At 68.2% G+C, this 25,664-nt stretch carries 25 protein-coding genes and 1 riboswitch; of the genes, 17 read left to right on the top strand and 8 right to left on the bottom strand.

Annotation, left to right across the window (positions count from 1 at the left end):
• Positions 1 to 39: 39 nt before the first annotated feature.
• The 6 genes from dapF to BMX96_RS08485 all read left to right on the top strand — a co-directional run bounded on the left by dapF (position 40) and on the right by BMX96_RS08485 (position 5,750).
• Positions 40 to 870: a diaminopimelate epimerase gene (gene dapF, locus BMX96_RS08510; protein WP_175481690.1), complete on the top strand. Its 831-nt coding sequence runs from the start codon at positions 40 to 42 to the stop codon at positions 868 to 870.
• The gene (gene mtaB / locus BMX96_RS08505; RefSeq protein WP_091845096.1) at positions 867 to 2,120 is read left to right on the top strand and encodes a tRNA (N(6)-L-threonylcarbamoyladenosine(37)-C(2))-methylthiotransferase MtaB; all 1,254 of its coding nucleotides are present in this window, start codon (positions 867 to 869) and stop codon (positions 2,118 to 2,120) included. The genes dapF and mtaB overlap by 4 nt, the downstream gene beginning before the upstream one ends.
• Positions 2,121 to 2,235: 115 nt before the next feature.
• Positions 2,236 to 2,832, top strand: coding sequence for a glutathione S-transferase (locus tag BMX96_RS08500; RefSeq protein ID WP_091845095.1), 597 nt, complete (start codon positions 2,236 to 2,238; stop codon positions 2,830 to 2,832).
• A gap of 179 nt (positions 2,833 to 3,011) precedes the next feature.
• Positions 3,012 to 3,575: a ubiquinol-cytochrome c reductase iron-sulfur subunit gene (gene petA / locus BMX96_RS08495; RefSeq protein ID WP_091845258.1), complete on the top strand. Its 564-nt coding sequence runs from the start codon at positions 3,012 to 3,014 to the stop codon at positions 3,573 to 3,575.
• A 12-nt stretch (positions 3,576 to 3,587) separates the two neighbouring features.
• A complete protein-coding gene (locus tag BMX96_RS08490) occupies positions 3,588 to 4,931 on the top strand; it encodes a cytochrome b (RefSeq protein ID WP_091845094.1) in 1,344 nt (447 codons plus the stop codon).
• Positions 4,932 to 4,943: 12 nt separating this feature from the next.
• A complete protein-coding gene (locus BMX96_RS08485) occupies positions 4,944 to 5,750 on the top strand; it encodes a cytochrome c1 (RefSeq protein WP_091845093.1) in 807 nt (268 codons plus the stop codon).
• A 71-nt stretch (positions 5,751 to 5,821) separates the two neighbouring features.
• Here BMX96_RS08485 and BMX96_RS08480 read toward each other — a convergent pair whose 3' ends face one another.
• From BMX96_RS08480 to thiB, 3 genes are read right to left on the bottom strand one after another with little or no spacing between them, the layout of a single operon-like run.
• On the bottom strand, positions 5,822 to 6,517 hold the full coding sequence (locus tag BMX96_RS08480) for a thiamine ABC transporter ATP-binding protein (RefSeq protein WP_091845257.1): 696 nt from the start codon (positions 6,515 to 6,517) through the stop codon (positions 5,822 to 5,824).
• The gene (locus BMX96_RS08475) at positions 6,504 to 8,048 is read right to left on the bottom strand and encodes a thiamine/thiamine pyrophosphate ABC transporter permease ThiP (RefSeq protein WP_236737006.1); all 1,545 of its coding nucleotides are present in this window, start codon (positions 8,046 to 8,048) and stop codon (positions 6,504 to 6,506) included. The genes BMX96_RS08480 and BMX96_RS08475 overlap by 14 nt, the downstream gene beginning before the upstream one ends.
• On the bottom strand, positions 8,045 to 9,028 hold the full coding sequence (gene thiB / locus BMX96_RS08470) for a thiamine ABC transporter substrate binding subunit (RefSeq protein WP_091845091.1): 984 nt from the start codon (positions 9,026 to 9,028) through the stop codon (positions 8,045 to 8,047). The genes BMX96_RS08475 and thiB overlap by 4 nt, the downstream gene beginning before the upstream one ends.
• A gap of 31 nt (positions 9,029 to 9,059) precedes the next feature.
• A riboswitch (TPP riboswitch) is annotated at positions 9,060 to 9,161 on the bottom strand.
• Between the two features lie 95 nt (positions 9,162 to 9,256).
• Here thiB and aroC point away from each other — a divergent pair.
• Both aroC and BMX96_RS08460 read left to right on the top strand, forming a co-directional pair.
• Positions 9,257 to 10,360, top strand: a complete 1,104-nt coding sequence (aroC, locus tag BMX96_RS08465) for a chorismate synthase (protein ID WP_091845090.1) — start codon at positions 9,257 to 9,259, stop codon at positions 10,358 to 10,360.
• A gap of 114 nt (positions 10,361 to 10,474) precedes the next feature.
• Positions 10,475 to 10,861 carry an SH3 domain-containing protein gene (locus BMX96_RS08460; protein WP_091845089.1) on the top strand — a complete coding sequence of 129 codons (387 nt, stop codon included), beginning with the start codon at positions 10,475 to 10,477 and terminating at the stop codon, positions 10,859 to 10,861.
• 3 nt (positions 10,862 to 10,864) lie between these two features.
• Here BMX96_RS08460 and BMX96_RS08455 read toward each other — a convergent pair whose 3' ends face one another.
• The gene (locus BMX96_RS08455; RefSeq protein WP_091845088.1) at positions 10,865 to 12,178 is read right to left on the bottom strand and encodes a lytic murein transglycosylase; all 1,314 of its coding nucleotides are present in this window, start codon (positions 12,176 to 12,178) and stop codon (positions 10,865 to 10,867) included.
• A gap of 186 nt (positions 12,179 to 12,364) precedes the next feature.
• On the opposite strand from BMX96_RS08455, the gene BMX96_RS08450 reads away from it, so the two are divergent.
• The 3 genes from BMX96_RS08450 to BMX96_RS08440 all read left to right on the top strand — a co-directional run bounded on the left by BMX96_RS08450 (position 12,365) and on the right by BMX96_RS08440 (position 15,950).
• The gene (locus BMX96_RS08450) at positions 12,365 to 12,838 is read left to right on the top strand and encodes a CreA family protein (protein ID WP_091845087.1); all 474 of its coding nucleotides are present in this window, start codon (positions 12,365 to 12,367) and stop codon (positions 12,836 to 12,838) included.
• 182 nt (positions 12,839 to 13,020) lie between these two features.
• Complete coding sequence (locus BMX96_RS08445; RefSeq protein ID WP_091845086.1) at positions 13,021 to 14,196, top strand: acetyl-CoA C-acyltransferase family protein; 1,176 nt, start codon at positions 13,021 to 13,023, stop codon at positions 14,194 to 14,196.
• A 65-nt stretch (positions 14,197 to 14,261) separates the two neighbouring features.
• Complete coding sequence (locus BMX96_RS08440; protein ID WP_091845085.1) at positions 14,262 to 15,950, top strand: sensor histidine kinase; 1,689 nt, start codon at positions 14,262 to 14,264, stop codon at positions 15,948 to 15,950.
• 380 nt (positions 15,951 to 16,330) lie between these two features.
• Here the strand turns inward: BMX96_RS08440 and yaaA are convergent, their stop codons facing one another.
• From yaaA to BMX96_RS08425, 3 genes are all read right to left on the bottom strand, one after another.
• Entirely contained in the window at positions 16,331 to 17,116 is a 786-nt protein-coding gene (yaaA, locus tag BMX96_RS08435; RefSeq protein ID WP_091845084.1) for a peroxide stress protein YaaA, read from the bottom strand.
• A 56-nt stretch (positions 17,117 to 17,172) separates the two neighbouring features.
• Positions 17,173 to 19,215, bottom strand: coding sequence for a DNA helicase RecQ (recQ, locus tag BMX96_RS08430; RefSeq protein WP_091845083.1), 2,043 nt, complete (start codon positions 19,213 to 19,215; stop codon positions 17,173 to 17,175).
• An 80-nt stretch (positions 19,216 to 19,295) separates the two neighbouring features.
• Positions 19,296 to 19,583, bottom strand: coding sequence for a YggT family protein (locus tag BMX96_RS08425; protein ID WP_073127135.1), 288 nt, complete (start codon positions 19,581 to 19,583; stop codon positions 19,296 to 19,298).
• 115 nt (positions 19,584 to 19,698) lie between these two features.
• On the opposite strand from BMX96_RS08425, the gene BMX96_RS08420 reads away from it, so the two are divergent.
• The 6 genes from BMX96_RS08420 to arfB all read left to right on the top strand — a co-directional run bounded on the left by BMX96_RS08420 (position 19,699) and on the right by arfB (position 24,845).
• The gene (locus BMX96_RS08420; protein ID WP_091845082.1) at positions 19,699 to 20,259 is read left to right on the top strand and encodes an acyl-CoA thioesterase; all 561 of its coding nucleotides are present in this window, start codon (positions 19,699 to 19,701) and stop codon (positions 20,257 to 20,259) included.
• A gap of 60 nt (positions 20,260 to 20,319) precedes the next feature.
• Complete coding sequence (locus BMX96_RS08415; protein ID WP_091845081.1) at positions 20,320 to 21,684, top strand: MFS transporter; 1,365 nt, start codon at positions 20,320 to 20,322, stop codon at positions 21,682 to 21,684.
• Complete coding sequence (gene mepA / locus BMX96_RS08410) at positions 21,681 to 22,595, top strand: penicillin-insensitive murein endopeptidase (RefSeq protein WP_091845080.1); 915 nt, start codon at positions 21,681 to 21,683, stop codon at positions 22,593 to 22,595. Before BMX96_RS08415 ends, mepA begins: the two co-directional genes overlap by 4 nt.
• Entirely contained in the window at positions 22,571 to 23,446 is an 876-nt protein-coding gene (locus BMX96_RS08405) for an esterase-like activity of phytase family protein (RefSeq protein ID WP_091845079.1), read from the top strand. Before mepA ends, BMX96_RS08405 begins: the two co-directional genes overlap by 25 nt.
• A 97-nt stretch (positions 23,447 to 23,543) precedes the next feature.
• Positions 23,544 to 24,164, top strand: a complete 621-nt coding sequence (locus BMX96_RS08400; protein WP_091845078.1) for a queuosine precursor transporter — start codon at positions 23,544 to 23,546, stop codon at positions 24,162 to 24,164.
• Positions 24,165 to 24,422: 258 nt separating this feature from the next.
• Positions 24,423 to 24,845: an alternative ribosome rescue aminoacyl-tRNA hydrolase ArfB gene (gene arfB, locus BMX96_RS08395; RefSeq protein ID WP_091845077.1), complete on the top strand. Its 423-nt coding sequence runs from the start codon at positions 24,423 to 24,425 to the stop codon at positions 24,843 to 24,845.
• Positions 24,846 to 24,850: 5 nt separating this feature from the next.
• Here arfB and BMX96_RS08390 read toward each other — a convergent pair whose 3' ends face one another.
• Positions 24,851 to 25,639 (bottom strand): GNAT family N-acetyltransferase, encoded by a 789-nt coding sequence (locus BMX96_RS08390; RefSeq protein ID WP_091845076.1) that lies wholly within the window; start codon positions 25,637 to 25,639, stop codon positions 24,851 to 24,853.
• Between the last annotated feature and the right edge of the window lie 25 nt (positions 25,640 to 25,664).

Here is a 25,664-nt window from a genome sequence, read left to right as displayed (position 1 = left end):
CCGCTTTTCAGCGCCGCCAAAGGGGCATATATGGCGCGCGTGCCGCAGGACCAGACAGACGTGCCGTTCATGAAGATGCATGGGCTGGGCAACGATTTCATCGTCATCGACCGCCGCCACCGCGACGTGCCGGTGACGGCTGCGCTGGCGCGCGCCCTGGGGGACCGGCGGCGCGGGCTGGGGTTCGACCAGTTGGCCACCATCGACCCCTGCGACGGCGCCGATGCGCGGCTGACCTTCTGGAACAGCGACGGCAGCCCGTCGGGCGCGTGCGGCAATGCCACCCGCTGCATCGCGCGTCACCTGATGGACGAAGGTCGCGATGCCGTCACCCTGCGCACCGACCGCGGCGACTTGACCGCGCGCGACGCGGGCGACGGCCTGACCTCGGTCAACATGGGCGCGCCGGTGCTGGACTGGCGCTCGGTGCCGCTGGCCCGCGACGTTGACCTGGACCACCTCCCGCTGGACGGCGATCCGGTGGCGACGGGCATGGGCAACCCGCATTGCACTTTCTTCGTCGACAACGTGGAGGCGGTGGACCTGGACGAGATCGGGCCGCGCGTCGAGCATGATCCGCTTTACCCCGAACGCACCAACGTGCAGCTCGCGCAGCTTACCGGTCCCGATCATTTCCGCGTCCGCGTGTGGGAACGCGGTGCGGGCGTGACGCTGGCCTCGGGGTCGTCCTCCTGCGCGGTCGCCGTGGCGGCGGCGCGGCGCGGGCTGACCGCGCGCCGCGTGTGCATCGACCTCGACGGCGGAACGCTATGGATCGACTGGCGCGAGGACGGCGTCTGGATGACAGGGCCCACAGCCCACGTGGCCGATGGCCTGATCCGCGCCGACTGGATCGCGGGGCAGTCATGAGCGCGCCCGTCTTCTCCAACCATGGCTGCCGGCTCAACATGTATGAGACCGAGGCGATGAAGGACCTGGCCGCGCAGGCCGGCCTGACCGACGCCGTGGTCGTCAACACCTGCGCCGTCACGGCCGAGGCCGTACGCAAGGCCCGCAAGGACATTCGCCGCCTGGCGCGCGAAAACCCGGGCAAGCCGGTCATCGTCACCGGCTGCGCCGCCCAGACCGAGCCCGAGACCTTCGCCGCCATGCCCGAGGTCACCCGCGTCATCGGCAACTCGGAAAAAATGCAGCCGGAGACATGGGCCGGCATGGCGCCGGACCTGATCGGCGCGACCGAGCGGGTGCAGGTGGACGACATCATGTCCGTGCGCGAAACCGCGGGCCACCTGATCGACGGTTTCGGCACCCGGTCCCGCGCCTACGTCCAGGTGCAGAACGGCTGCGACCACCGCTGCACCTTCTGCATCATCCCCTTCGGGCGGGGCAATTCCCGCTCGGTCCCCGCCGGCGTGGTGGTCGAACAGATCGCGCGGCTGGTGGGCCAGGGCTATAACGAGGTGGTGCTGACCGGCGTGGACCTGACCAGCTGGGGCGCCGACCTGCCGGGCGAGCCGCGCCTGGGCGACCTGGTGCGGCGGATCCTGAAGCTGACGGCCGTGCCCCGCCTGCGCATCAGCTCGATCGACTCGATCGAGGCTGATCCGGCGTTGATGGACGCGATCGCCGACGAGGACCGGCTGATGCCGCATCTTCACCTGTCGTTGCAGCACGGCTCCGACCTGATCCTGAAGCGGATGAAGCGGCGTCACCTGCGCGGCGACGCCATCGCCTTCTGCACCGAGGCGCGGCGCCTGCGGCCCGACATGACCTTCGGGGCCGACATCATCGCCGGCTTTCCGACCGAGACCGAGACGCATTTCGCCGACAGCCTGCGGCTGGTGGAGGATTGCGACCTGACCTGGCTGCACGTCTTTCCCTACTCGGCCCGAAAGGGCACGCCCGCCGCCCGGATGCCCGCCGTGGACGGCGCCGCGATCAAGGACCGCGCCGCGCGGCTGCGCGCCGCCGGCGACAGCGCGGTGCAGCGGCACCTGGCCGCGCAATCGGGCCGCAGCCACGACGTGCTGATGGAAAGCCCTCGCATGGGCCGCACCGCGCAATTCGCCGAGGTGCATTTCGCCAGCGACCGCCCCGAGGGCCAGGTCGTGCGCACGACCATCACCGGGCACGACGGCGCGCACCTGACCGCGGCCTGACCCGCCGGGCGAAGGCACGCGAACGCCATTGCGGGCGAGACCGTCCATCCGCTACCACTTCGGCAGTTTTCCGTTTCGGCGCGGCGCGGTGCCGTGCCTTGCGAAAGGATCGTCGATGGAGCTTTTTCACGCCGCAGCCTCGCCCTATGTCCGCAAGGTCAAGGTCGTCCTGCATGAAACAGGCCAGGCCGAGGACGTGACGCTGGTCGAATCGGCGCAGACGCCGCTGTCGCCCAACCCCGCCAACCAGAACCCGCTGGGCAAGATCCCCTGCCTGACCCGTCCCGACGGTCCGGCCCTGTTCGACAGCCGCGTGATCTGCCGCTACCTGGCCGACCGCGCGGGCGCCGACCTGATCCCCGCCGCCCGGCAGTGGGAGATCCAGACGCTCGAGGCGCTGGCCGACGGCGTGATGGATGCCGGGATCCTCATGGTCTACGAGATCCGTGTCCGACCCGAGGACAAGCAGTTCCCGGACTATATCGAGGGCCAGTGGGCCAAGATCACCCGCGCGCTCGACGCGATCGAGGCGCAGTGGATGAGCCATCTGGCCGGTCCGCTGAACATGGCGCAGATCGCCGTGGCCTGCGCGCTGGGATACCTGGACCTGCGCCACGGCGCACGGGACTGGCGCAGCGCGCGCCCGGCGCTGGCGGACTGGTTCGCGAAATTCGGAGAGCGGACGTCCATGCAAACGACGAAACCGGAGTAGCCGGTCGCCGTTTTTCGGCCCTTGACCGGACGAAATTGGCGAAACTGCGCCAGTTTGTCGGCTGGACCGATGCAAAAAACGGCTATAGACCACCCGCGAAAGGTCGAAGGCGACCGACTTTGCGCGAATCGCCCGTGCAACGCTATGGTGCGGGCAAATCAAAGATGGAGAAGCACCCGGTGTCCCACGCAGACGACCACGGCGAAACACGCCGCGATTTCCTTTACTATGCGACCGCAGGCGCAGGTGCCGTCGTCACCGGCGCCGCTGTCTGGCCGCTGGTGAACCAGATGAACCCCTCGGCCGACGTCCAGGCCCTCTCGACGATTCGGGTCGATGTGAGTGGCGTCCAGCCCGGCACGCAACTGACCGTGCAGTATCTGGGCAAGCCGGTCTTCGTTCGCCGCCGCACGCAGGAAGAGATCGAAGCGGCCACCGGCGTCGACGTGTCGTCGCTGCCCGACCCCGAGGCGCGCAACCCCAACATCGAGGACGGCGCACCGGCCACGGACGACAACCGCGCGCTGGACGATACCGGCGAATGGCTGGTTCAGATCGGCGTATGCACCCATCTGGGCTGCGTGCCGCTGGGCGACGGCGCCGGCGATTTCAACGGTTGGTTCTGTCCCTGCCACGGCAGCCATTACGACGCGGCGGGCCGCATTCGCAAAGGCCCCGCCCCCGAGAACCTGCACATCCCCGTTGCGGAATTCGCCGACGAATCCACCATCGTTCTGGGATAAGGAGAGACTGACATGGCCGGTATCCCGCACGACCATTACGAGCCCAATTCCTCCGGCGAGCGCTGGCTGCACAAGCGCCTGCCGGTGCTGGGCCTCGCCTATGACACGATCATGATCCCCACGCCCAAGAACCTGAACTGGATGTGGATCTGGGGCATCGTCCTGACCTTTACCCTGGTCCTGCAAATCGTCACCGGCATCGTGCTGGTGATGCACTACATCCCGTCGGTCGATCAGGCCTTCGCCTCGGTCGAGCACATCATGCGGGACGTGAACGGCGGCTTCATGCTGCGCTACATGCACGCGAACGGCGCATCGCTGTTCTTCGTGGCCGTGTATCTGCACATCTTCCGCTCGCTCTACTACGGCTCCTACAAGGAACCGCGCGAAGTGACGTGGATCATCGGCATCCTCATGTACCTGCTGATGATGGGCACCGCCTTCATGGGCTACGTGCTGCCGTGGGGCCAGATGTCGTTCTGGGGCGCCACCGTGATCACCGGCCTGTTCGGCGCGATTCCCTTCGTGGGCGAGTCGCTGCAGACCTGGCTGCTGGGCGGACCGGCGGTGGGCGAATACACCCTGACGCGCTTCTTCTCGCTGCATTACCTGATGCCGATGATCCTGGTCGGCCTGACGGCGGTGCACATCTGGGCCTTCCACACCACCGGCAACAACAACCCCACCGGGGTCGAGGTGCGGCGCACCAGCAAGGAGGACGCGCAGAAGGACACCCTGCCCTTCTGGCCCTACTTCGTGATCAAGGACCTGTTCGCGCTGGCCCTGATCCTGGCGATCTTCTTCGCCATCGTGGGCTTCATGCCGAACTACCTGGGCCACCCCGACAACTACATCGAAGCGAACGCCCTGGCGACGCCGGCGCACATTGTGCCCGAATGGTACTTCCTGCCGTTCTACGCGATCCTGCGCGCCTTCACCGCCGAGGTCTGGGTCGTCCAGATCGCCAGCTTCGTGACCGGCGGCATCGTCGACGCCAAGTTCTTCGGCGTGCTGGCCATGTTCGGCGCGATCCTGGTCATGGCTCTGGCGCCCTGGCTGGACACGTCGAGCGTGCGTTCGGGCCGCTACCGCCCCATGTTCAAGTGGTGGTTCGCCCTGCTGGTCGTCGACTTCTTCGTGCTGATGTGGGTGGGCGCCATGCCCGCGGAAGAACCCTATGCCACGATTTCACTGGTCGCGTCGGCCTACTGGTTCGCGTATTTCCTGGTCATCCTGCCGCTGCTGGGCCTGATCGAGAAACCGCTGCCGCAGCCGCAGACGATCGAGGAAGACTATGCCAGCCACTACGCACCGGCCACGGGCGGAACGAAAACCATCGTGAACCCGGCCGAGTGAGAAGGAAGAATGATGCTTAAGAAACTCACCACCGGCGTGGCGCTGGCCCTGGCGCTCGCCACCGGTCCGGTCCTGGCCGCGGGCAGCGAAGACTCGCACGTCACCGACTACGACTTCTCGTTCGAGGGGCCGTTCGGCAGCTACGACCAGATGCAGCTGCAGCGCGGCCTGCAGGTCTATACCGAGATCTGCTCGGCCTGCCACGGCATGAAGTTCGTGCCGATCCGCTCGCTGAGCGACGAGGGCGGGCCGGGCCTGCCCGAGGATCAGGTGCGCGCCTATGCGGAATTCTACGAGATCTACGACGAGGACATCGACGATTACCGCCCGCGCAGGCCCGTCGACCACTTCCCCGAATCGTCGCTTGAAAACGCGCCCGACCTGTCGCTGATGGCCAAGGCCCGCGCCGGTTTCCACGGTCCCTACGGCCTGGGCATCAATCAGTTCTTCAAGGGGATGGGCGGCCCGGAATACATCGCGTCGCTGCTGAACGGCTATACAGGCGAAGACAAGGAAGAGGCCGGCGCGATCCTCTACGAGAACACGGCCTTTCCCGGCGGCTGGATCGCCATGGCGCCCCCGCTCTACGGTGACGACGTGGTCTATGCCGACGGCACCGAGGCGAGCATGCAGCAGGAAGCGCAGGACGTCGCTGCCTTCCTGATGTGGGCGGCCGAGCCCAAGCTGGGCGCGCGCAAGCAGGCGGGCTTCACCGGCGTGCTGATGCTGGCCGTGCTGGCAGCCCTTCTTTACCTGACCAACAAGCGGATCTGGGCGCCCTATAAGCGGAAGGCCAAGAAAGCTGCCCCGGCCGAGTGATCCGGCCACACCGCGAAACACCGAAAGCCGCCCCTTGGGGCGGCTTTTTTCTTGCGCGGTCCGGACGCACCCTAGCGCGCCAGGTAGTCCCGCAGTGCGGGTGGCGGATCGTCCATCAGTTCGGTCGTGGGCCGGGGCGGATGCGCCACGCCATCGGCCACCACCAGGGACAGCCCGCCCAGCCGCAGCGCGTCGGCGGGATCGTGGGTGATCATAAGAACCGTCAGACCGCGCTCTTCGGCCACGCGAAGGACGAGGTCGATCATCTCGGCCTTCATGGCCGGACCCAGCGCCGAGAACGGCTCGTCCAGCAGCAGGATCGGCTTGTCCTGCAACATGGCGCGGGCCAGGGTCACACGGCTCTGTTGCCCGCCCGACAGCGCACCGGGTTTGCGGTCGGCGAACCCGTCCAGCCCCACGTCGCGCAGCGCGGCCAGCGCGCGATCGCGGGTCGTCGCGGACAACCGCCCGGTCGGATCAAGCCCCAGCGCCACGTTGCGCAGCGCGGTCAGGTGCGGGAACAGGTTGTTGTCCTGGAAGATCGTGGCCACCGGCCGCGCGGCGGGCTCGGCCCGCGTGATATCCCGACCGTCCCACAGGATGCGGCCCGATCGCGGGGACAGGAAGCCGCCGATGGCCGCCAGCAGCGTGGACTTCCCCGCACCCGACGGACCGAGGATCGCCACGCGGGCGCCTTGCGGAATAGCAAGATCCGCGTCGAGCGCGAAATCCTCGCGGGTGAGGCGCAGCCGTTCAAGCGTCAGCATCGGCGCGTCCCCCGCGGTCGAAAATCCAGAAAGCGGCGAGGCTGAGCGTCAACAGCAGAAGCGCCGCCGCCGCTGCGTCCTGCATCCGGTAGGCGCCCATCAGGCGATACATCTGCAGGGGTAACGTCGCCGCCTCGGCATCGGCGAAAAGCGCGACGACCCCGAGGTCGCCCATGGACAAGGCCGCCGCTAGGCCCGTGGCGAAGCCCAGCGGCCGGGTGATGCGCGGCAGCAGGACCAGGCGGAGCCGGGCGAAACCGCTCAGCCCCAACGACGCGGCGAGACGTCCGTAGTCGGATTCCACCCGCGCCACCGCCGGGACCAGCAGCCGCAGCGCGAAGGGCAGCGCCATGACCGCGTTCACCAGCGCCGTGACCGGCAGGGCGAGCCGGTCGGGCGCGATGAACGGATAGCTCACGATGAACAGGCCGGTGCCGATCACCAGGGGCGACGCCGCGATCCCCAGCATGCCCGCCACCTCGAGCCCCCGGGCGGCCCTCGGGCGCAGCCGTCCCACCGCCACGGCCAGCGGTAGCGCCAGCGCGATAGTCAGCACGGCCGACCCCAGCGCCACGACCACCGACCGCCACGCAGCGGCCCAGACCTCGGGCGGCATGTTCGCCAGGTGCGGCAGTCCCCGCGCCGCCAGCGCCACCATCGGGAGCACGAGGAACAGGGTCGCGAGGGTGATGGCCAGCGTATCGACCACCGGTCCCGGCAGGCCCCAGCGCTGCACCGGGCGGTCGAGCCCCGCGCCCATGGCCTCGGGCGCCGCGACCCGCAACGCCACCAGCGCCGCGGCCAGCGTCACGCCCAGTTGCAGCAACGCCAGCAGCGCCGCGCGGCCCAGGTCGAAATCGAAGCGAAACGCCTGGTAGATCGCCAGCTCGATCGTCGTGGCGCGCGGGCCGCCGCCCAGGGTCAGCGCCACGGCGAAGGAGGTCGTGCAAATGAGGAACACCACCAATGCCGCGCCCGGCACCACCCGCGCCAGCATCGGCAGCTCGATCAGCCGGAACTGCGCCGCAGACTCCATGCCCAGCGCGGCGGCGAGGCGGAACCGCTCGGCCGGGATGTCGACCCAGCCCTGCAGGATCATCCGCGTGGCCAGCGGCAGGTTGAAAAAGACATGCGCCAGCACCACGCCCCAGGCACCGTAGATCGACACCGCCGGCAGGCCCAGCGCGGCAAGCCCGTCGTTCAGCAGGCCCGCGCGCCCGAAGACCATGATCAGGCCCAGCACGGCGACGATGACGGGCAGGATGAAGGGCGCCCCCAAAAGCGTGATGAGCAGCGCCCGCCCGCGAAACCGGCGTCGCGCCAGCGCGCGGGCCACGGGAATGGCCAGAGCGACGCTGAACACCGCCGACAGCGCCGCCTGCCACAGGGTGAACCGCAGCGCGGCCCAATCGGCAGCCCCCAGCCCCGCGCCCCGCTCGGCACGCAGGGCGACCGCCACGACACTGCCGAGGATCAGCAGGACGACGAGCGCGCCCGCCGCGATCCCCGCCAGCGTCAGCGGCTGCTTCATTGGCTGAGCGCGGACCGCCACGTCTCAAGCGCCGCATCGCGCACGGCAGGAACCTCGGCCTCGGGGATCAGCAGGGCCTCGTCGGGCTGGATCAGGGTCTCGAACCCTTCGGGCAGACCGCCCTCGGGCGTCTTGGCGGGATACATCCAGTTGGTCGTGGGCAGCACCGACTGCGCCGCGTCCGTCGCGAGGAACGCCAGGAAATCCTGCGCTAGGTCCGGCTGGTCGGACGCCGCGAGCGCGCCCGCGACCTCGATCTGCAGGTAGTGTCCTTCCTCGAACCGGGCGGCCTTCTTGCTGTCGTCGTCCTCGGCGATCAGGTGGTAGGCGGGCGAGGTGGTATAGCTCAGCACCATGTCGGCCTCGCCTTCCAGGAACAGGCCATAGGCTTCGGACCAGCCCTTGGTCACGGTGACGATGTTGTCGCCCAGACCGTCCCAGATCGCGCCCGCCTCGTCGCCATAGGCGGCTTCGACCCACAGCAGCAGGCCCAGCCCGGGCGTCGAGGACCGGGGGTCCTGGATCAGGATCGAGGTGTCGCTGTCGGCCAGCGCGCGAAAGCTGCCCGGCGCGTCGAAGCCCGCGTCGTGCACGAAGGCGAAATAGCCCCAGTCGTAGGGCACGAAGGTGGGGTCGTCCCACGCGATGGGCAGGTCCCACGCCACGTCTGTCACGCCGCTGTCGGTGAACAACCCGGTCTCCTTCGCCGCCGCCGTCAGGTTGGTGTCGAGGCCCAGCACCACGTCGGCCTCGGACCGTTCGCCTTCCAGACGGATACGGGCCAGCAGCTCGGCACCGTCGCCCGCGGCGGTGAATTGCAGGTCGCAGCCGCACCCGGCCTCGAACGCCTCCTCGATCTGTGGGCCCGGCCCCCATTCGGCAACGAAGCTGTCGTAGGTATAGACGGTCAGCACGGGGCGGTCCTGCGCCATCACGGGCGCGGCCATCAGGCCCAATGCAAGCAAAGCGTGGGGTTTCATTTCGTATCCTCCAAGCCGAACGGGGGGTGGCGCAGCGGATACCGACCTTCCCTCCGCCGGTATCAACCGGTTCAGGTTCAACGGGTCCGCATCACGCGTCTCAGCCCCGCCAAGGGCACCCCGAGGTGGGACAAGAGCTAAGGCTCCACCGGCCCGGCATCAAGGCGAAACCGCTTGAGACACGTCAGGGCCACCGCTAACACCCTTGGCGTCAACGGAGCGTACCGCATGAGCCTGAACACCTACGGACACCTTTTCCGCGTCACCACCTGGGGCGAAAGCCACGGGCCCGCGCTGGGCGCCACGGTGGACGGCTGCCCCCCGGGCGTGCCCATCGACGAGGCCGCGCTGCAGGTGTGGATGGACAAGCGCAAGCCCGGCACGTCGCGCTATACCACCCAGCGGCGCGAGGCCGACGCCGTGCGTATCCTGTCGGGCACCTACGAGGGGCAGACGACGGGCACGCCCATCCAGCTGATGATCGAGAACACCGACCAGCGGTCGAAGGATTACGGCGACATCGCCGAGAAATTCCGCCCCGGTCACGCCGACATCACCTACTGGCAGAAATACGGCATCCGCGACCCGCGCGGCGGGGGCCGCTCCAGCGCGCGCGAAACGGCGGCCCGGGTGGCGGCAGGCGGCGTGGCACGCGCGGCGCTGGCGGCCCTGGCGCCGGACATGAAGATCACCGGCTACATGGTGCAGATGGGCGCCAAGCATATCGACCGCGACCGCTTCGACTGGGACCAGATCGACAAAAACCCGTTCTGGGTGCCCGACGCCGTGGCGGCCGAGGACTGGGGCACCTACCTCGACGGTTTGCGCAAGGATGGCCAGAGCGTCGGCGCCATGATCGAGCTGTGCGTCTCGGGCGCGCCCGCCGGGCTGGGTGCGCCGGTCTACGGCAAGCTCGACACCGACCTGGCCGCCGCGATGATGAGCATCAACGCCGTTAAGGGCGTCGAAATTGGCGAGGGGATGGCGGCCGCCGGCCTGACCGGCACCGACAATGCCGACGAGATCTTCATGGGCGACGACGGGCATTATTTCGGCTCGAACCACGCCGGCGGGATCCTCGGAGGTATCTCCACCGGGCAGGACATCGTGCTGCGGTTCGCGGTGAAGCCCACGTCGTCGATCCTGCAGACCCGGCGCACGATCACCAAGTCGGGCGAGGCGGCCGAGATCGTGACCAAGGGCCGTCACGACCCCTGCGTCGGCATCCGCGCCGTCCCCGTGGCCGAGGCGATGGCGGCGGCGGTCATGCTCGACCACCTGCTGCTCCATCGCGGTCAGGTCGGAGACGGGCCGCGCGGCGCCATCGGCTGAGACGACCGGGCGACGCTTGACCGAATCGAGCGGCAGAAGACATCCTTCCCCATTGCAGATCAGCCGGAGGCGGCAACGCGCCTCTCGGCTATTTCCAGAAAGGAAGGCATTTGCATGATCCGACCGAGCATTCTCGTCGTTGCCGCCCTGTTTGCCTCCACCGCCCACGGTGCGGATCTCGACGTGCCGATCACCGAGATGGCGGGGGATGGCCAAGCCGCCACATGCTCCAGCGCCACCGTGGTCGGATTGGATCCCAACGGGGACGGCTTCCTCGCCGTGCGAACGGGCCCAGGATCGAACCACCGCAAGATCGACGAGCTGCACAACGGCGACGTGGTCTACATCTTCGAAGGCGTCGGGCAGTGGGTCGGCGTCACCTATGGCAATATCGCCGATGGCTGGCCCGATTCCTGTGGCAACAACGGACCTGCACGCCGGGTGCGCGATAGCCAGAAGGGGTGGGTGCATTCCAACTGGCTGCGCGGGCTCGCCGGCTGAGGTTCAGCCCGCGTCATCCCGCAAGTCGTCCAGCAGCATGAGAGACGCGTAGCCGTCGGGCACCGCACCGGTCTGCCGCTGGTAGCCGCGAATGGCCCGGATTGTCAGCGGCCCGACACGGCCATCCGCGCCCTGGGTGTCGAAGCCCGCCCGCGTCAGAAGGCGCTGCAATTCCACCCGCTCGTCGAAGGTCAGCGTGCGGTCCTCGCGCGGCCACTCGGTCGAAAGCGGCCCCTGCCCCGCCAGGCGGTCGGCCAGGTGCCCCACCCCGATCACGTAGGCATCGGCGGTGTTGTAGCGCTCGATCACCTCGAAATTCTTGAAGATCATGAAGGCCGCGCCCTGCGCGCCCGCGGGCAGCAGGATCGACGCGGCGCCGAAATCGTCGACGGCCTCGCCATCCGGGCGGGTGACGCCCAGCGCCGCCCAGTCCGATGGCTGCCGCTTCACGTCGCGCGACGCCAGGGAGTAGTCGAAGCCTTCGGGCAGCGTCACCTCGACCCCCCAGGGCTGCCCGGTGACCCAGCCGAAGGACGACAGGTAGGACGCGGTCGAGGCCAGGGCGTCCGCCGGGTTGTCGTCCCAGATGTCGCGCCGGCCGTCGCCGGTGAAGTCCACCGCGTAGGCCAGGTAGGAAGTCGGGATGAACTGGGTGTGCCCCATGGCCCCGGCCCAAGACCCCTGCATGTCGCGCGGGGCCACGTCGCCGGATTGCAGGATCTTCAGCGCGGCGATGAGCTGCGCCTCGAAAAAGCTGCCGCGCCGACCGTCATGGGCCAGCGTGGCCAGGGCCGCGATGGTGTCGATATCGCCCCGGTGGCTGCCATAGGCGGACTCCATGCCCCACACGGCGGTGACGATTTCCTTCTCGACGCCGTAACGCAGCTCGATCGCGTCCAGAAGGCGCGCGCGCTCCTCCAGCGCGGCGCGGCCGTTCTCGACGCGGCTGTCTGACACGGCCCGGTCAAGGTAGCGCCAGATCGGCATGGTGAACTCGGCCTGGTTGCGGTCCCGTTCGATCACGTCGTCGAGGTATCCCACGTCCTCGAACGCCGCGTCGAAGGTCGCCCCGCTGACGCCCTGCACCAGCGCGCGCCCCCGGAACGCCGCGACCCAGTCGTCGAAGGCCGCGTCGCGCGCCCGGATCTCGGCCGCGCGGGCATCGTTCAGCCCGTCGGGCCGGGCCTGCGGGCGCTGCGCCACCTCGTCCGCCGTCGGCGGCGACGCCGAGACGCGCGGCGGCGGCGCGCTGTCCTGCGCGGCGGCCGCGCCGGACAGCAGGCCGGTGAGAATCGCGATACGAAGAACAGGTGCCATGATCGATCATCCGCTCTGGAAACCGGGGCCGTGCCGCCGGTGATTGCCCTTGGCTAGACTAGCATGGCCGGGATGAGAACGCCGGAAACCGTTTGCGGGGATGACAATTTCGCGCCCCGGCGTGATCCTGCCGCATGAGCCACACCACTTGCCCGGGAAGAAGAACATCCCGGAAAGGAGACCGCAATGCCACGTTCCATCCTCCCCGCCCTTGCCCTGACCGCGGCATTCGCCGCGCCGCCCGCCACCGCCGAACAGGTGGGCGAGGTCGGCGTCGACTGGGTCGGCAACGATATCATCATCGAGGCGATCGCCGACCCCGACATCGCCGGTGTCACCTGTCACATCGCCTATTTCGAGCGCGGCCTGCTGGACCGGCTAAGCCAGGGCAACTGGTTCGAGGACCCGTCCAACGCGTCCATCGCCTGCCGCCAGACCGGCCCGATCGACATGGCCGATCTGGACGAGATCGACCGAAGCGAAGGCGGCGAGCAAGTGTTCCGCGAACGCCGCTCGATCGTCCTGAAATCGCTGCGGATCAAGCGGATATACGACGAGGCGAACCGCACGCTAATCTACCTTGCCCACGCGGCCGAGATCACGGAAGGCTCGGCGAAGATGTCCATGTCCACGGTCCCGCTCTGGCATCCGGGGATGTGAAGGACGGCCGGCGTGGTCGGGGGCGCTGCCCCCGTCCGCTGACGCGGACTCCCCCGAGGTATTTTTGGGAAAGATGAAGCCGGGCGCGTGCCCGGACGTCACGCGTCGCGGCGGCGTTTTGGCGGGTGACCCGGCTTTGGCGCGGCCTTAGGGTGCGGCCAACGGATCGGGAGGAGTTTACCATGGACGATATCGTAATCCTCGGCGGCGCGCGGACCGCCATCGGCACGTTCGGCGGCACGCTGGCCGGCACGCCGCCCATCACGCTGGGCGCCACCGTCGCCAGTGCGGCGATGGAACGCGCGGGCGTCGAGGGCGGCCAGGTGGGCCACGTGGTCTTCGGCCATGTCATCAACACCGAGCCGCGCGACATGTACCTGTCGCGCGCCGCCGCCATCGAGGCGGGCATCCCCGACACAACGCCCGCCATGAACGTGAACCGGCTGTGCGGCTCGGGGGCGCAGGCCATCGTCTCGGCGATCCAGAACCTCGCGCTCGGCGATTGCGACGTGGCGCTGGCCGGCGGTGCCGAGTCCATGAGCCGGTCGCCCTATATCCTGCCCCCCGCGCGGTTCGGCCAGAAGATGGGCGACGTGCGCGCGCTGGACATGATGCTGGGCGCGCTGAACTGCCCGTTCGGCACCGGCCACATGGGCGTGACGGCCGAGAACGTGGCGGCCGAACGCGACATCAGCCGCGCGGCGCAGGACGAATTCGCGCTGGAAAGCCAGACGCGCGCCCGCCGCGCCGTGGACGAGGGCCGGTTCAAGGACCAGATCGTCCCGGTCGAGGTCCAGGTGAAACGCGAAAGCGTGGCTTTCGACACGGACGAGCACCTGAAGGCCACGTCCATGGAGAAGCTCGCCGGCCTGCGCCCGGCGTTCCAGAAGGACGGCTCGGTGACCGCGGGCAATGCGAGCGGTATCAACGACGGTGCGGCGGCCATCGTGATGGCCCGCGCCGACGCGGCCGAGGCCGCCGGCATGACCCCCCGTTTCCGCGTCCTGGGCTATGCCCACGCGGGCGTGCGCCCCGAGGTCATGGGGATCGGCCCCATCCCGGCCTGCGAATCGCTGTTCGAGCGCACGGGCCTGTCGGGGGGCGATTTCGACGTGATCGAATCGAACGAGGCGTTCGCTGCCCAGGCCATCGCCGTGAACAGGGCGCTGGGTCTCGATCCGGCCACGGTGAACCCCAATGGCGGCGCCATCGCGCTGGGCCACCCCGTGGGCGCAACCGGCGCGATCCTGACCGTGAAGGCGATGTACGAGCTTGACCGGACCGGTGGGCGCCGCGCGCTGATCACCATGTGCATCGGTGGCGGACAGGGCATCGCGCTGGCCATCGAGCGGCTCTGACCCGGCGCGTTTAACCGCGCCTTAACCCTGGTGAGGCAAGGCTGGCGGCAGGAGGACTGCCGCCCGTGCCCACCCAACTCGACCGTATTGTCGCGCAGGAACGCCGCGCCCGTCTGGCCGCCGAACATCAGCTGAGCCAACGCCAGCGCGATATGCGCACCGCCACCGAGCGGATGGAGCGACGCAGCCGCGTGCTGACCGAGGCCATCCTGGAAAAGCGCGCCCAGCTGGACGAGATGCAGGCCCGCGTCGATCGCGCCAAGCTTATGGCGCTGGAAACCGAGCAATCGTTGCAGGCCACGGTGTCGGACCGGGCGCGGGCCGAGACCAGGCTGTGGCAGGTGCTGAACACCATGCGCGACGGTTTCGCCGTCTTCGACGCCGACCTTCGGCTGGTCTGCGCCAACGCGGCCTACCTGTCGATCTTCGACGGGCTGGACGCGGTCAAACCCGGTATAGCGCTGCGCGATCTATGCCGCCTGATGATCGAGGAGGGCATCGTCGATCCGCGGATGCCGGGCCGCGACTGGATCGCGCAGGTGTTCCGGCGCTATGATCGCTCGCCGGTTCCGGACATGCAGATCCACCTGTGGTCGGGACGGATCATCACCCTGTCGGACCGGCCCATCCACGGAGGCGGCTTCGTCAACCTCGCGGTCGACCAGACCGACGACCTGCGCCTGCGCGGCGCGATCGAGGCCATCCCGGATCCCTTCGCGCTTTTTGATCGCGACGAGCGATTGGTCACCTGCAACGCACCCTTCCGCGCGTTGTCGGGCGTCGCGGCCGACGATGCGCCGGATGTCGCGGCCGAGTATTCGGCCCCTGCGGATGACCACCGCCTGCGACGGTTTCGCGAGGCGGGCGACCGGCCCGAAGACGTTGCCGTCGAGGATGGTCGCTGGCTGCGCCTGACGGCGGTGCCGACCCCCGATGGCGGACGGGCTGCGATGGGCACCGATATCACCCGGCTGAAACACCGGGAGGCAGCCCTGCAGCGGGCCCGGTTCGCCGCCGACGCGGCCAGCGGCGCAAAGTGGGCCGCCATTGACCGGATAAGCGATGAGCTTCGCGCACCGATAAGCGCCATTTTGAGCCTGAGCGAACTGCTGGACGACGACCCGTTGGCGCTGGCGCAGCGCGACATGGTCCTGAAGATCCGGAACTCGGCCGAGTCCATGCTGACCCTGATCGACGACATCCGGGAAACCTCCGCGATCGAAGAGGGGTGTCTCGACCTGAACCCGGGGCCCTTCGATCTCGCCGAATGCACGCGCGAAGCAGTAGATCTCATGCGCGGCCCGGCCACCGCGCGGGGCATCGACATCAGCCTGACGCTGGATGCCGATCTGCCGCCGCGGCTTTCGGGCGACGCGGACCGGGTCCGGCAGGTTCTCGTCAATCTGCTGGAAAACGCGATCCGGTCGACCAAACGCGGGAACGTGGCTATCTCGATCTCTCGCGTGCCAGCGGACGAAGGCGCCACGGGATGTATCCGGATCGAGGTCACAAGTGGCGGACCCGGATTCCCACGCGGCGCGCGGGAGCCATCATTCGAACCGTCCCGCCGGGCCGAAGACGGCGATGCACGGGGCCACCAGGGCGCGGAGTTGAGGCTCTCGGTATCCCGCGCGCTGGTCGAAATGATGGGCGGGACCCTCGGCGTGCATGAGAGTTCGGATCGGGGCACGGTGATTCGCGCGACACTGGATCTGCCTCCCGTCGGAGGGCCGGAAGACGGCATGGCGCCCTGACGGCCTGATCAGCCGGATTAGGCCGGTCCTATGATGCACGGATCCGCAAAATCGGCCCGCTCGCGGCGCAGATCGCGCGGCCCGGCGACTCCGGGTCGGATTTTCGTATCCCGTCCCCGTTTCAGGAGCCCGGAGCCGTAGGATCGGACGGCAGTAACGAATTAGCCTGATCCGGTGGCCCGGTCCCGGTGCATGCTGAAAACCCACCGCGACTGGGTGAAGACGGGCCAGAAGGCGCCGGCCGGAGATGTACCTGCCGCGCCAGCAACCAATCGCGCCTGACCGAGGAGCAGACCGGATAGCGAGCCTGGGATTCCGAGCACGCGACATCGGACGCAGGCGTCTTCAAAGATCAGGCCGGACGTCTGGGGCGCGGACACTCAGGCGGCGTCGGCCGCCGCGGCCTCGGACCGGTAGAAGGCGGGCGCGTCGGGCTCGGACAGCTCTTCCGAATAGACGTAGCCGCCCGCGTCGAAATCGCTGAGCGCGTCCGGATCGGTCAGGCGGTGTTCGCAGATGAACCGCGCCATGGCGCCGCGGGCCCGCTTGGCGTGGAAGCTGACGATGCGCGGACCCTTGGGCCCCTCTTCCAGGAACCTGGGCGTAATGACGCGCAGCTTGAGCGCATCGCGATCCACTGCGCCGAAATATTCCTGGCTCGCGCAATTGACCAGCACGTCGGTGCCCAGGTCCGCGGCCTGGTCGTTCAACGCCTGCGCGATGGTGTCGCCCCAGAAATTGTAGAGGTCCTTTCCGCGCCGGGATTTCAGCTTCGACCCCATTTCCAGCCGGTAGGCTTGGATTGAATCCATGGGCCGCAGCACACCGTAAAGCCCCGAAAGGATACGCAGGTGACCGGCCGCGAAATCCAGCGCGGCGTCGTCCAGCGTCTCGGCCTCGAGCCCCTGGTAGGTGTCCCCGGCGAAGGTCAGCACCGCGGGCCGCGCATTGTCGATATCGGGCGCATCCTCCATGGCGCGGAACCGATCGCGGTTCAGCTTCGCCAGGTCGTCCGACAGATCCATGAGCGATTTCAGGTCTTGCAACGACAGTTGCCGCGCGTGGCCCGCAAGGATGTTGGCATCCCGCTGGAATTCGGGGCGCTGGACCGCGTCGTGCGGCACGTCCCACTCCAGGCGTTTGGCGGGCGACAGAACGATCAGCATCGGCAACTCCTTGCGATTTCACTTCGATACTGATGCTAGCACCAGGGCCGAAGGCCTCAACCTTCGTCCAGAACGGCGAGGAAAGCATCGCCGAACCGGTCGAGCTTGGGCGCGGTGATGCCCGGCGCGCGCGACAGGTCGTCCAGCGTGGCTGGCTTGCGTTCGGCGATCCAGCGCAGGGTCGCGGCATTGCAGCTGAGCGGCTTGCCGGTCCCGTCGGCGCCGCGCGACAGGCGGGCCTGGACATCCTGCAGTCGGTCGAAGGTCGTGCCCGCCGTCCGGCCGGCCAGCTTGCGGCGGGCCGGGTGCATCTCGCCCGCGTCGGCGCCGGTGATGACCTTCAGGAAGGTGGCGCCGTAGCGCTCGAGCTTGACCGCGCCGATGCCCGAGATCCCGGCCATGTCGTCCATGGTCTGGGGTTTGCGCTCGGCCATCTCGATCAGGGTGCGATCGGGGAAGATCACGTAGGCGGGCACCGATTGCGCCTCGGCCAGCGCGCGGCGCTGGGCCTTCAGCGCCGACAGGAGCGGCGCGTCCTCGTCATCGACCAGTGTCTTCACCGCCGGGCGGTCGCGGGCCTGCAAAGCGTCGCGCCGCAGATCGATGCTGGCCTCGCCGCGCAGGATCGGCCGCGCGGCGTGGGTCATGCGCAGCGCGCCGTGCCGCTCGGCATCCGGGCGCACCAGGTCGTGGCCCATCATCTGGCGAAAGATCCCCTGCCAGTGTTTCTTGCCGTGCGCCTTGCCGACGCCGAAGGTCGGCAGGCTGTCATGCCCGCGCTGACGGATCTTGTCGGTCATGGTGCCGGTCAGGATGTCGATCAGGTGGCCCGCGCCGAAGTATTCCTCGGTCCGCAGGATGGCCGACAGCGCCATGCGCACCGCCTCGGTCCCGTCGAAGGTTTCGGGCGGGCGGTCGCAGAGGTCGCAATTACCGCAGGGCGCGGCCTCTTCCCCGAAATACGACAGAAGCTGCACTCGGCGGCAGCCCAGTGCCTCGGCCAGCCCCAGAAGCGCGTTCAGCCGCCCGTGATCGGCGTCCTTGCGCTCGGGCGGGGCCAAGCCCTCGTCGATCTGGGTGCGCCGCAGGCGGATATCGTCGGGGCCGTAGAGGGTCAGCGTCTCGGCCGGCGCACCGTCACGGCCCGCGCGGCCGATCTCCTGGTAGTAGCCTTCGATCGACTTCGGCAGGTCGGCATGGGCGACCCAGCGAATATCGGGTTTGTCGACCCCCATGCCGAAGGCCACCGTCGCGCAGACGATCAGACCGTCCTCGCGGGCGAAACGGCCTTCCACCGCGCGGCGCTGATCGGCTTCCATCCCGCCGTGATAGGCGCAGGCCGGGTGGCCGTCCTGCGCGAGCGCCTGGGCCAGGCCTTCCGTCTTGGCCCGTGTGCCGCAATAGACGATGCCCGATTGTCCCTTGCGGGCGCGGGCGAAGTCCAGGATCTGGCGGCGGGGCTGGTCCTTGGGCCGAAAGGCCAGATGGATGTTGGGCCGGTCGAAGCCGCGCAGGAACTGGACCGGCTCGCGACCCGCGAATAGCCGCTCGACGATCTCGGCCCGGGTCTCGGCATCGGCGGTGGCGGTGAAGGCGGCCAGCGGCACGTCGAGCGCCTGCCGCAGCGTGCCGATCCGAAGGTAGTCGGGGCGGAAATCGTGGCCCCACTGGCTGACGCAATGCGCCTCGTCCACAGCGATGCGGGCGATACCGGCCTCGTTCAGCATCCGGTCCATTCCGCCCGAGGCCAGCCGCTCGGGCGCCATGTAGAGAAGGCGCAGCGACCCGTCATGCAGGCCGCGCCAGACGGCGTCGGTCTCGGCCTCGGTGTTACCTGAGGTCAGCGCGCCGGCGGCGACGCCCGCCTCCTGCAACGCGCGCACCTGGTCGCGCATCAACGCGATCAACGGCGAGATCACCAGCGTCACGCCATGACCCAGCAGCGCGGGCAGCTGGTAGCACAACGACTTGCCCCCGCCCGTGGGCATGATGGCCAGCACGTCGCGGCCCTCGGCCACGGCGGTCACGATGTCTTCCTGCCCGGGGCGGAAATCGGAAAAACCGAACACCTCGGACAGGATCGCACGGGGGTCATTCATGGGCGATCTGCGGCTGGGTCAATCAGGGATGCCACCCTGATCCCACATCGCGGAATCGCGCACAAGCGCGGCGGGTCGCCTCAGTAGAAGGCGGCGGCGTTGTTGATCAGGATGATGCGCAGCGCGTAGATCGCGATCAGCGCGACCAGCGGCGCAAGGTCCAGCCCGCCGGTATTGGGCAGCACGCGCCGGATGGGGCCGTAAATCGGCTCGAGCATGCGGTTCAGGCCATCCCAGATCTGCGCGACCAGCGGCTGGCGCAGGTTCAGAACCTGGAAATTGATGAGCCACGACATGATGATATGGGCGATCATGATGAACCAGATCACGTCGAGGATCAGCATCAGGATCTGGAAGATCGAGGTCATGGCCGGGGCTCCACCGCTTGCAATCCCGCCCGATCTAATGGCACCGGGACGCAGCGACAAGGCTTGACGGGAGGCAGGCGTCGCGACACCTGCCGCGTCAAAGGAGTGCTGCCGCATGTATCCCGTCATCCGCATGGCCAAGGAAGCCGCGAAATTCCGCAACGCTCCGAGGCTCGGCCTGTTCGACACCCACGAAAGCCGCCACGTCTGCTGGCCGCACGACATCGACCTGTGGATGGAGCTGAACAACGGCCGCACCCTGACGCTCTATGACCTCGGCCGGATGATCCTGTTCATGCGGACCGGCGTCGTCGACGTGATGAAACGCGAGAAATGGGCGGGCACCATCGCGGGGGCGTCGGTGCGCTATCGCGCCCGCGTTCGGATGTTCGACCGGATCGACATGCGCACCCGCGTCGTCGGCTGGGACGACCGGTTCTTTTATATCGAGCAGGGCATGTGGCGGGGCGAGACCTGCACCTCGCACGCGCTGCTGCGCACGGCGGTGACGTCGAAGGCGGGGCTGGTGCCCATGGCCGACGTGGCCAAGGTGATGGACGGCATGCAAAGCCCGCCCCTGCCCGACTGGATCGCCGAATGGGCCCGGGCCGAGGCCATGCGCCCCTGGCCGCCCATGCAGGACCAGCCCGCGCCGAAGCTGGCCGCGCAGGGATAGATTGCACGACCGCCGGTTTGGCTGTTTGAATGCCCGCGACGGGCAGGAGAACGGGCAACAATGGCATCCATCGACGACGGCAGCGCTGCCGCGACCGGCGCGCGCAGGCGCATCTGGGGCTGGTTCTTCTTCGACTGGGCCAGCCAGCCCTACAACACCCTGCTGATCACCTTCATCTTCGGCCCCTACATCAAGGACCTTCTGGGCGACGGCACGCAGGCACAGGCGGTCTGGGGCTACGGTATCGCGGCGGCCGGCATCGTTATCGCGATCTTCGCGCCGATCCTCGGCGCCGTGGCCGACCATTCGGGCAGCCGGATGCGATGGATCTGCATTTTCTCGGTCCTTTACGTGGTCGGATCCGCGTCGCTGTGGTTCGCCGCGCCCGGCGATTTCAATCTCGGGCTCATCCTGCTCGGCTTCGGGATCGGCCTGATCGGGATGGAGTTCTGCACGATCTTCACGAACTCGATGCTGCCCGACCTCGCCCCCCGGGACCGGCTGGGCCGTATCTCGGGCTCGGGCTGGGCCTTCGGCTACCTGGGCGGGCTGGTGGCGCTAGTCATCATGCTGACCCTCTTCGCCGAGGATCCGGCCACCGGCGTCACCTTGGTCGGGATCGAGCCGATCCTGGGTCTCGACCCCGAGGCGCGCGAGGGCACGCGCTTCGTCGGGCCGCTGACGGCCTTGTGGTTCATCGTCTTCATGGTGCCGTTCTTCCTGTGGGTCCGCGAACCCCGCGGCCACCGCCGCGCCAGCCTTTCGGACATTCGCGGCGCGCTTTCGGGGCTGGGCCGCACCATCCGCCGCCTGCCCGAGACGCCCAGCCAGTTCAGCTTTCTCGTGGCGTCCATGCTCTATCGCGACGGGCTGAACGGCACCTACGCGCTTGGCGCCATTTTCGCCGCCGGCGTGCTGGACTGGTCGGTGGTGCAGACCGGGACCTTTGGCATCCTCGCCGTGGTCACCGGCGCGGTCTTCGCCTGGGTCGGCGGTCGCGCCGACCAGCGCTTCGGCCCCATGCCGGTCATCGTGGTCTGCTGCGTGACGCTGATCGGGGTGATCGTCGCCTCGATGTTCATCTCGCGCGAAAGCGTGCTGGGCGTGGCGCAGGGCGTGGGTTCGACCACGCCGGACAACGCCTTCATGATCGTCGGCGCCCTGATAGGGGCCGCCGGTGGCGCGTTGCAGGCCGCGAGCCGCACCATGATGGTCTACCAGGGCAATCCCCACCGCATGACCGAGGCGTTCGGTCTTTATGCGCTGGCGGGCAAGGCCACGTCCTTCATCGCACCCCTGTCCATCGCGGTCGCGACGCAGGTCACAGGCAGCCAGCAATTGGGGATCTCGCCCCTCATTCTTCTTTTCGGCTTGGGGTTGTTCCTGCTAATCTGGGTAAAACCCGACGGAGATCGAGCAGTATGAGACTTTCTCTTCTTCTGGCCGCGGCCGCACTGGCGCTTGCGTCGTGCGGCGGTGGCACCGAGCGGACCGTTCCCCTGCCCAGCATGGCAGGGGTCGAAGTGAACCAGAGCGCGCTGGCGAAGACGATGTTCGGCGCCAAGAACCTGGCCGCCCCACTGCCCGCCGCCGCCTATGGCGGCTATTCCCGCGGCTGCCTCGCGGGCGGTCAGCAGCTGGCCGACACGGGGCCCACCTGGCAGTCCATGCGGCTCAGCCGGAACCGGAACTGGGCGCACCCGACCACGATCGACTTCGTGCAGGACCTGTCGCGCAAGGCGGCGTCGCTGCCGGGCTCGAACGGGCTCTACGTGGGCGACATGAGCCAGCCGCGCGGCGGCCCCATGCTGTCCGGCCACGCCAGCCACCAGAGCGGGCTGGACGCCGATATCTGGCTGATGCCCGCCGCGCTGGGCCTGTCGCGCCAGCAGCGCGAAGATATCTCGGCCGTGTCGATGCAGCGGGCGAAAGGGGCCTATACCAACAATCGCTGGTCCGCCTACCAGCACGAGCTGGTGAAGGCCGCGGCCAGCGATCCCCGCGTGGCGCGTATCTTCATCTTCCCTGGCGCGAAGGTGCAGATGTGCAGGGACGCCACCGGCGACCGCAGCTGGCTGCGCAAGGTGCGCCCGTGGTGGGGCCACCACTACCACATGCACGTGCGGCTGAACTGCCCCTCCGGATCGCAGGGATGCGAGAACCAGGATCCGATCCCGGCCGGTGACGGCTGCGCCGATGCGCAGCAATGGGTCAACAACATCCTGAACCCGCCGCCGCCGAAGCCCCGCGACCCGAACGCACCGGCCCCGCAGCCCCGCCGCGAATTGCGCGTCGCCGATCTGCCCCAGGCATGCCAGGCCGTCCTGGCGCGCTGATCCTCGCCACCCTTCTGGCGCTCACGGCCGCCCCGATCGGGGCGGCCGAATTCGTCGGTGCGTGGGAGTGGGACGGCGACGGAGATCTGTTCGGCGGATTCTCGGGCCTCGATATGTCTGAGGACGGCCTGACGGCGCATGTGCTGAATGATCGCTCCCGGCTGATGGTCCTTGAATTGAAGCGCGGGGAGTCCGGCGCAGTGGAGGGCGTAGGTCTCAGGTCCGACGGTCTACTACGCGACAACCGCGGCAACAGGATCGAGGGCGATCTTGCAGATGCAGAGGGGCTTGCCTTCGATCCCGAAGGACGCATGGTCGTGACCTTCGAAAACCTGCCACGCATTTACGCATATGATGATCCGCGTGGTGCGGCGACCGCCCTGCCGTTCTATCCTGGCTTCATGGCACTGCCCACCAATGGTGGGCTCGAAGCGCTCGCCATTGATGAAAGCGGCACGCTCTACACTTTGCCGGAGGTAATGCCGGGCGGCGGGCCAAGCCCACTTCTTCGCCTGCGGAACAACGCGTGGGACATCGCAGGAATTCCAGACATCCGGGACGGTTTCCGCCCCGTCGGCGCCGATTTCGACGATCGCGGCCGGCTATATATCCTTGAACGTGATTTCCGGTGGATCGGCTTTCGCTCCCGGGTCCGTCGCCTGACACTGGACGACGAAGGGATCGCAAGTGACGAGATCCTGATGACAAGCGACCTGCTCCAGCACGACAACCTGGAAGGCATCGCCATCTGGCGCGATGACCGGGATCGTCTGCGCGCCACCATGGTCTCGGACGACAATTTCCTGCCCGTGCAGCGGACCGAATTCGTGGATTACATCCTGCCGGACTAGGCCGGTCGGCGGCGCTCCGGCCCCTTGCCAGAATGGCGCGATGGGTCTATGGCCGCGCGATCAAGTCTCCGACCACCTTGTCAAAACGGAAAAACCCATGACCCGTCTTCTTCCCGGCGTGATCGCCATGGCCGCCATCGTGGTGGCCTCGAACATCCTCGTGCAGTTCCTGTTCGGCCAATGGCTGACCTGGGGCGCCTTCACCTATCCGCTGGCCTTCCTGGTCACCGACCTGATGAACCGCCTTTATGGCCCCTCGGCCGCGCGCAAGGTCGTCTTCGTCGGCTTCGTCGTCGGCATCGTCTGCTCGCTGATCGGCACGCAGATCATGGGCGAGTTCGGACCGCTGGTCACGTGGCGCATCGCGCTGGGATCGGGCCTGGCCTTCCTGACGGCGCAACTGCTGGACGTGTCGGTGTTCGACCGGCTGCGCGGCGGGGCATGGTGGCGCGCGCCGCTGGTGTCCTCGATCGTCGGATCGGCCGTCGATACGGCGATCTTCTTCACCGTGGCGTTCAGCGGCGCGCTGAGCTTCATCGAGCCCGCCAACGACGTGTCCTGGGTCGGCGAGGTCCTGCCATTGCTGGGCGTCGGTCCGGCCGTGCCCCTGTGGGTCAGCCTGGCCATGGCCGACTGGTGCGTGAAAATGGGGCTGGCCCTGATCGCGCTTGTGCCATTCCGCGCCATCGTCAAAGCGAATCGCCCACAGCTTGCGTAAAAAGTTTTGACAAACGCAAAATCTGTGCCACGCTCCAAGATATCGGAAATCAACGAAAGGAGGTGGTCCAGTGTCTAGAATGATGGTGGAGAACGAGGTCGGAACAGTCATGGAGGTTCGCGCCTGAGGGCAGCCCCGAGGGCGACACCGCGTGATTGGGCACCCGCTCTAACCGGGCCCATCTCCTTAACATTCGATAGGGCCGCTGATCCGATCAGCGGCCCTTTTCGTCGGCCCGCCCGCCCCTAGCTCAGTGCCATGACCCTGCGCATCACCGACAGCATCAGCATCGAGGACTGGGAACTGACCGAGCAGTTCACCCAGTCGGGCGGCCCTGGCGGGCAGAACGTCAACAAGGTCGCAACCGCGGTCGAGCTGCGGTTCGAGGCCGATCGCTCCCCCAACCTGCCGGGACCGGTTAAGGCGCGGCTGAAACGGCTGGCCGGCCGCCGCTGGACCCGCGACGGCGCCGTCCTGATCCAGGTGGCCGAGACGCGCCACCAGGCCCGCAACCGCGACATCGCCCGCGATCGACTGGTCGAGCTGATCCGCGCGGCCACGCAGAAGCCCAAGCGCCGCATCCCCACGAAGGTCTCGCGCAACCAGAAGCGCAAGCGCGTCGCTTCCAAACGCAAACGCGGCGAGGTCAAGGCCCTGCGCGGGCAGGTCGATCCGGACTGAAGGCGTCAGCGCGACAGGCGATCAGTCGACGTCGAAAACATGACGACCGCGCGGTCCGGCATCTGGCGCAACCCGCAGCTTTCCAGCATCGCGCGGGACGGCGCGTTATCCCGCGCCACGAATTCGATGCTGCCGTCCGCGCCCAGCGCGTCGACCGCCTCGAGATTGGTGATGGCGTCCACCTGCCGTCCCAGGCCAAGCCCCCGCAGATCGGGATCGACCGCGATCAGTCCGACCCAGGCGTCGCGGTGGAACGGGCTGAACCGGTTGTGCGTCATTGCCGCGAACCCGGCTGCGGCGATCATGCCGTCGCGATGGGTGATGACGACCAGCCGCGCCGGGAACAGCCGCCCCGTCAGCGCATCGCGCGAAAACGGAGAAACGCCGTGACCGTCGAGAAAGGCCTGCACCGCGTGCACCACGTCGTCCGTCAGTGCATCGACGGGCAGCCGCGTCAACGTCCCGGGCAAGGGCGCGGCGGCCAAGGGTCCGCACACCGCGCGCAAGGTGTCCGTATCGGCGCGGAAGATGTCCCAGTGATGCAGGTTCGGCGAGAACTCCGCGAGCTCGCGCGTGGCCTGCTCGACCACCTCGGGTCCGACGCCGCGCAGGGTGACGATCCCTTCGCGCGCCATGACGTCGCGCAACCTGTCCCAGCCCAGCGCCTCGGGATCGTCCGACGAGAAGGCCCGCGCGTGGACCACCGCGCCTGGCCGGTCCCACAGCTCGGCGACGTCCGCATCGCGGGCCCTTTGCAGGGCCTGCACCTGCGCGCTTCCAAAATATCCCTGCATCCTGCCCTCCCCGCTTGGTGTTTCC

Source organism: Palleronia pelagia, assembly GCF_900110115.1.
Classification (GTDB): domain Bacteria; phylum Pseudomonadota; class Alphaproteobacteria; order Rhodobacterales; family Rhodobacteraceae; genus Palleronia; species Palleronia pelagia.
Note: the sequence above shows the minus strand (reverse complement) of the source record. Positions and strands in the feature narration are given on the sequence as shown.